The following is a 5,612-nucleotide window of genomic DNA, read 5'->3' on the forward strand; positions in this document are numbered from 1 at the left end:
GGCCGGCGCAGTGCCGTGTCCTTGCGCCGCCGCGCCGGTCGCGGTGCCGGCCGGCAGCGCCGCGGCGCCCATCGGCCGGAATGCCAGCATGCGCAGCAGCGCCATCTCGAAGCCGGCGCGCGGACTCGGCGCCAGGTACAGGTCGCGGCGCCCGTTCAGCGCCATCTGGTACCACAGCTGCACGATCTCCGGCCGCAGGCGCTCGGCCAGCGGCGCGGGGTCCAGTCCGTCCAGCGCCGGCATGGCCGCGCCAGGCACCAGTTGCCGCACCTGGATGCGATGCAAGGCCTCGGCCAGCGCCTCCAGCACCCCGCCCCAGTCGGGCGAGAACTCGGCCAGCCCGGCCACCACCTGCAGCAGCCGCTGCCCATCGGCATCGGCCAGGGCGTCCAGCATCGCCCCGACCTGGGTGCGATCGACCGTACCCAGCATCGTTCGCACCACGTCGTCGCGCAGCGCACCGCCGGCATAGGCGATGGCCTGGTCGAGCAGCGACAGGCCGTCGCGCAGGCTGCCGTCGGCGGCCTTGGCCAGCTGCACGATCGCCGAGGCATCCACCTCGATCTGCTCGGCGGCCAGGATCTTGGTCATCTGCCCCTGGATCTGCTCCTCGTCCAGGCGCTTGAGGTTGAACTGCAGGCAGCGCGACAGCACCGTCACCGGCAACTTCTGCGGGTCGGTGGTGGCGAGCAGGAACTTCACGTGCTCCGGCGGCTCTTCCAGGGTCTTCAGCAGCGCGTTGAACGCCGCCTTGGAGAGCATGTGCACTTCGTCGATCAGGTAGACCTTGAACTTGCCGCGCGAGGGCATGTACTGCGCGTTCTCGATCACCTCGCGCACGTCGTCCACACCGGTGTTGGACGCGGCGTCGATCTCCAGCAGGTCGATGTAGCGGCCGGCGTCGATGTCCAGGCAGGCCGCGCACTGACCGCACGGGTCGGCGCTGGTGCCCTGCTCGCAGTTCAGCGACTTGGCGAAGATGCGCGCGATGGTGGTCTTGCCGACGCCGCGGGTGCCGGTGAACAGAAAGGCGTGGTGCACCCGGCCGCTGTCCAGCGCGTTGGTGAGCGCGCGGACCACATGCTCCTGCCCCACCAGCTCGGCGAAACGCTTGGGGCGCCACTTGCGGGCGAGAACGAGATAGGACATCAGGCGACCGTCTTCATCTGAACCACCATTGTGCCACGCCGGGCCATCGCGATCGTTCAGTAGCCCGGTCAGCCGCCATCACGCGCGCGCCGACCTTTGGCGCAGGGCTGCCTGCGACGATGAACAGGGCAAAGGTGACGCCGGTCAGCGCAGCCGCGGCGGCTCGCCTTGTGAACGGCGGCCATGACGGCTAGAATTCCCGCCCTTGCCCGGACCGCATGGCCCGCGCAAGACCCGGAGAGGTGTCCGAGTGGTTGAAGGAGCACGCCTGGAAAGTGTGTAAGCGTCTAAACCGCGCTTCGGGGGTTCGAATCCCCCTCTCTCCGCCAGATTGAAAGTGTTGAGATGGCTCAGTCGCGCGCGTTTTGCGTGCGTCTGGGAGGGGATGAAAGCCCCGGGATTCTAAAGCTGACCTAGTGACCGACACGGCGAAGCCGCGCGCAGCTCAAGGCATCCAAGATGCCGAATGAATCCCCTCTCTCTCCGAAGTAAACAAACCCCTGCGCATGCAGGGGTTTTTTTTGCATTACGGCTTGGCATACGCGCAGGCTGTCGGACACCGGCCGCACCGCATCTGCCCCTCCTCTCGACTGACGCGGCTCCCCATGGGCTTTAGACGCACGTCCAATCGCCGGCCGCCGGCGAGGTCGAACGCGGGCTCACACCGCCCTGCCCCGTATCAAGCAGAAGCGTATCGGACGCTCGTACCGCGCAGACATTCGCTGGCAGATTCCGCTCTTCGATAGTTCCTTCTAGACCAGAGTGCTTGGCCCCAGTCCGAACGCACAGCACGGCGGCCATCACCGTCTCAATCCGTGAGAGACGGGAGTACCAAGATGGAAACTCCAAGTCCACCAAGCAATGCACCACAGTCGACAAGCCGCCATTCACGCAATTGCAAAGCGGCGAGCCGAGCCTAGAAGACAACACCTCACCAACCCTCCCCAAAAAAGAAAACGCAAAAAAGAAGCTGATAGGCATTCAATCATTCAGCCGTCCTCCCATCGAAGGAAAATCCCATGGCAGACATCGACGCATCCAACGTCACGTTCAATCAGGCAGGTGCGGGCTCGGTTACGCGCAGCGTCATGAACAAGCTCACCGAATTCGTCAGCGTAAGAGACTTCGGTGCAGTTGGAGACAGCACCACCGATGACACTGCCGCGTTTCAACGCGCTCTGGATGCATCCAACAAGGTATATCTCCCGGATGGCGTTTATAAAGTCAGCGCCACCCTCGTCGCGCGACCGGGTCTCCACTTGATCGGATCGACGCCAGAGAACTGCAGGATCCTCAGGACGAACACGTACGGCGACACCCTGCAAGTCGGGAGCACTTCCGCGAGCGCCGGCAATGTCACGGTATCGGGAGTATTTTTCTGGCATTACTACTCGTTCAACAACGGCGATACGTATGTCCCTGGCACGTCGACCAGCGTCACCAACAGGAACACTACGGGATCGCACCTGCAAATCCTCAGCGGCCAGAATGTACGCATAACAGACTGCTGGTTCGAAGGAAACCGCAACAACATCTACATGCGCGACAGCTACAACATCTGGATCGATCGCTGCAACTTCAATGGGATATGGGATGCCAACCGCGAAGGATTGCAGGATACCGAGTGTGGCATCTACATGGATACCACCTCCAACTCCACCCGCAACGACAATATCAACATTTCGCACTGCAGGATCGGAGGCTACGGACCCAGCGCACCCACCGACGTCACCACGAATGGCGTAACGGTATCCAAGGTATTAAATGCCGGCATTCGCTTCGGCATCAGGATCAGGAGCGCGGAGCGTTTCACCATCTCGGATAACTATATCGGCGGACAAGCCGAAAACAGCATCCTGATTGAATCCAAGTCCATCGTGGCCCATGGAGAAATTCATGACAACATGCTCGATGGCGCATTTAATTACAGCATCCTCATCAGAGCACTGAACGCATCCAGCGTTCCAAATTTCATCAACATTCACCATAACACAGGCGTAGGTTATGGCTTCGATCTTGGATTCGTGAAGGTACAGCAATTCGAAGGCGTTGCCGGCGGATGGCAAATCTCCATCAATAGCAACATCCTCCAGTACTACAGGGGATGCCCAATCTATATCGACAATGCCATTGGCGTTTCGATATTCGGCAACCATGTATCCGCTTATAATTCGGATGGCAGCACGAACCGAGACTTGACAACCCAATCGGGGTGCTTTGTCGGCTCCGCTTCGTCCATGGTGCATTCTCATGGGAATCTATGGGGTGGCGGGATCAACAACCCATCGAGCGCCAATTACTGTCGATGGGGCATTGCATTCCAAGACAGTTCGCTAGGCACCGCATCCAACGAGCGCAGCCTGGGACTGGGCTTGGAAGGTGGAACCTTGGTTGGCGGCACGAACCAGAGCTACCCGGCCTGAAAGGTCCAGCTATCCGAGATCGTACATAGGTAGGCCGCGGAATGAAGGGCAGGCGCCAATCAGGCGCCTGCCTCTTTGATCGAACACCCGCGTTCGAACCGGGTAGGAGAACCGGGTAGGAGGCGAGTTCTGCCCCTCGTCGCCCCATCCCACTGCGCGGCCGGTCAACCGCAGCGCAGACTAGCCTGGAGCTAGACCAACCAGCTACAATGCGCGCGGCAGTGCGGGACAAAGAACGCTCTGCCGCGTCTGGAATTGAGGGACTGGGCAGCGTGCCTACTTCTTCGGCAACTCCGAATGCACCTCCCCGCTGAAACGCTCTGCCGCAAGTAGCGCGTTTCGATGAGGAGAAGACCGCGCCACGGCGCGGTTTCGTCTCTATGGTGGCCCCGTCGGCCCCTCGCGACGCTAGGTCGAAAACCCCGCCAGGGCCGGAAGGCAGCAACGGTATCGATCGACGCGGGCGCCGAGGTCAGCCGGCGGGGTTACCACCCTTCTCGACGACGAACGATCAACCTAGATCGCAGGCAGCGGCTGCGCCTGCAGAAAGCAACCCCCATCCCGGCCTGTCATTCGTTCCGGCCGTGGCGACGGCATAGAAATCCGCACGGCGGCAGGCGATGCCTGGCGCGGTCAGCCGGCGGGGTTACCACCCTTCTGTACGAAGACACGATCAACGCCTGATCGCGCGCGCTGCTATTCGCGTTGCGGCGCCTGCGCCTCCGGATGCAGCCAGCCAGCATCGCCGTCGCGATAGCGTTCGCGCTTCCAGATCGGCACGCGCGCCTTGACCTCGTCGATGACGTAGCGGCAGGCGTCGAAGGCGGCGCCTCGGTGCGCGGCGACCACACCAACCCACACCGCCAAGTCGCCGATCGCCAGTTCGCCGACGCGGTGCACGCAGCGCAGGTCGAGGATGGCGAAGCGGGCCAGGGCCTCGTCGACGATGCGTTGGCCTTCGGCCTCGGCCAGTGCGGCGTAGGCCTCGTAGTGCAGGCCGTCGACCGCGCGGCCGTCGTTGTGGTCGCGCACCCAGCCTTCGAAGCTGGCATAGGCGCCTGCCTGGGCGTGCGCCAGCGGGGCGCGCAGCGTGGCGATGTCGAGCGGTCGGTCGGCCAGCCGGAAACGCGGTTCGGTGGACATGGCTCAGCCTCCCGAAACCGGCGGGATGAACACCACTTCGCTGCCGTCGCGCACCGCCTCGTCCCAGCCGACGAAGGCGCTGTCCACCGCCACCCGCAAGCGATCCAGCGGCCAGCGCAGGCCATGGCGCGCGTCGAGTTCGGCATACAGCGCGCGCAGGTTCGGCGCATCGGTATGCACCTGTTCGCGTTCCAGGCCCGCGGCCTCGCGCAGGCTGGCGAAGTACAGCACGCTCACCTGGACGCTCATGCCACGCTCCCGACGTCGCGCTTGCCGCCACGCTTGCCGACCAGCCGCACCGGGCCGATGGTCATCGCGTGGGTCAGCGCCTTGCACATGTCGTAGACGGTCAGCGCGGCGACGCTGGCGCCGGTCAGCGCCTCCATCTCCACGCCGGTGCGGTGCACGGTGCGCACCGTGCATTCGATGCCCAGCACCTGCGGCGAGCGCCAGTCGATGGCGAAGCGGCAGCCGTCGATCGGCAACGGATGGCAGAACGGAATCAGTTCGTGGGTGCGCTTGACCGCCATCGTGCCGGCGATCACCGCGGTGTCGACGATGCCGCCCTTGGCGCTGCGCAACGCGTCGGCGCGCAACTGCGCGGCCACGGCCGCGGGAAAGCGCACCTGCGCCTCGGCCACCGCCACACGCGCGGTGGCAGCCTTGGCGGAGACGTCGACCATGGTCGGCAATCCCTGCGGGTCCAGATGGGTCAGCGCCGGCGCGGCGGCGCGCGCGGACGTGGCGGAGGTCTTCTTGGTCATGGATTGCGCTGCCGCTCCCACGGCGCGATCTTCAAGCGCCGCCGGGGATCGGCGTGCCTTGGTGGAACAGCATGCGCCATTGGCCGTCGCGATACCGCCAAAGCGAACTGCGCAGCGCCTGCCGCGGCGGCTC

At 64.0% G+C, this 5,612-nt stretch carries 5 protein-coding genes, 1 tRNA gene and 1 other RNA gene; 3 read left to right on the forward strand and 4 right to left on the reverse strand.

All coding sequences use genetic code 11. The features are described from left to right. The coding region (gene dnaX, locus D183_RS0110100; protein ID WP_017908884.1) for a DNA polymerase III subunit gamma/tau at positions 1–1,149 on the reverse strand (1,149 nt) is incomplete at its 3' end. A 236-nt stretch (positions 1,150–1,385) separates the two neighbouring features. On the opposite strand from dnaX, the gene D183_RS0110105 reads away from it, so the two are divergent. The 3 genes from D183_RS0110105 (at position 1,386) to ffs (ending at position 4,058) form a co-directional block, all read left to right on the forward strand. After that, positions 1,386–1,478, forward strand: a tRNA-Ser gene (locus D183_RS0110105). Between the two features lie 690 nt (positions 1,479–2,168). Then, positions 2,169–3,572 carry a glycosyl hydrolase family 28-related protein gene (locus D183_RS26420; RefSeq protein ID WP_081613316.1) on the forward strand — a complete coding sequence of 468 codons (1,404 nt, stop codon included), beginning with the start codon at positions 2,169–2,171 and terminating at the stop codon, positions 3,570–3,572. 389 nt (positions 3,573–3,961) lie between these two features. After that, an RNA gene (gene ffs, locus D183_RS26425) (signal recognition particle sRNA small type) lies at positions 3,962–4,058 on the forward strand. 210 nt (positions 4,059–4,268) lie between these two features. Here ffs and D183_RS0110115 read toward each other — a convergent pair. The 3 genes from D183_RS0110115 to moaC are packed head-to-tail and all read right to left on the reverse strand — an operon-like array spanning position 4,269 to position 5,479. Further along, positions 4,269–4,715: a molybdenum cofactor biosynthesis protein MoaE gene (locus D183_RS0110115; RefSeq protein ID WP_017908886.1), complete on the reverse strand. Its 447-nt coding sequence runs from the start codon at positions 4,713–4,715 to the stop codon at positions 4,269–4,271. Between the two features lie 3 nt (positions 4,716–4,718). Further along, positions 4,719–4,964: a MoaD/ThiS family protein gene (locus D183_RS0110120; RefSeq protein WP_017908887.1), complete on the reverse strand. Its 246-nt coding sequence runs from the start codon at positions 4,962–4,964 to the stop codon at positions 4,719–4,721. After that, positions 4,961–5,479, reverse strand: a complete 519-nt coding sequence (gene moaC, locus D183_RS0110125) for a cyclic pyranopterin monophosphate synthase MoaC (RefSeq protein WP_017908888.1) — start codon at positions 5,477–5,479, stop codon at positions 4,961–4,963. The genes D183_RS0110120 and moaC overlap by 4 nt, the downstream gene beginning before the upstream one ends. Positions 5,480–5,612 lie beyond the last annotated feature (133 nt).

It is taken from the genome of Xanthomonas sp. SHU 199 (genome assembly GCF_000364665.1).
Lineage (GTDB): Bacteria > Pseudomonadota > Gammaproteobacteria > Xanthomonadales > Xanthomonadaceae > Xanthomonas_A > Xanthomonas_A sontii.

Coding starts and splice junctions, on each gene's coding strand:
- moaC (WP_017908888.1), bottom strand. CDS start 5,479: ATGACCAAGAAGACCTCCGCCACGTCCGCGCGCGCCGCCGCGCCGGCG.
- D183_RS26420 (WP_081613316.1), top strand. CDS start 2,169: ATGGCAGACATCGACGCATCCAACGTCACGTTCAATCAGGCAGGTGCG.
- D183_RS0110120 (WP_017908887.1), bottom strand. CDS start 4,964: ATGAGCGTCCAGGTGAGCGTGCTGTACTTCGCCAGCCTGCGCGAGGCC.
- D183_RS0110115 (WP_017908886.1), bottom strand. CDS start 4,715: ATGTCCACCGAACCGCGTTTCCGGCTGGCCGACCGACCGCTCGACATC.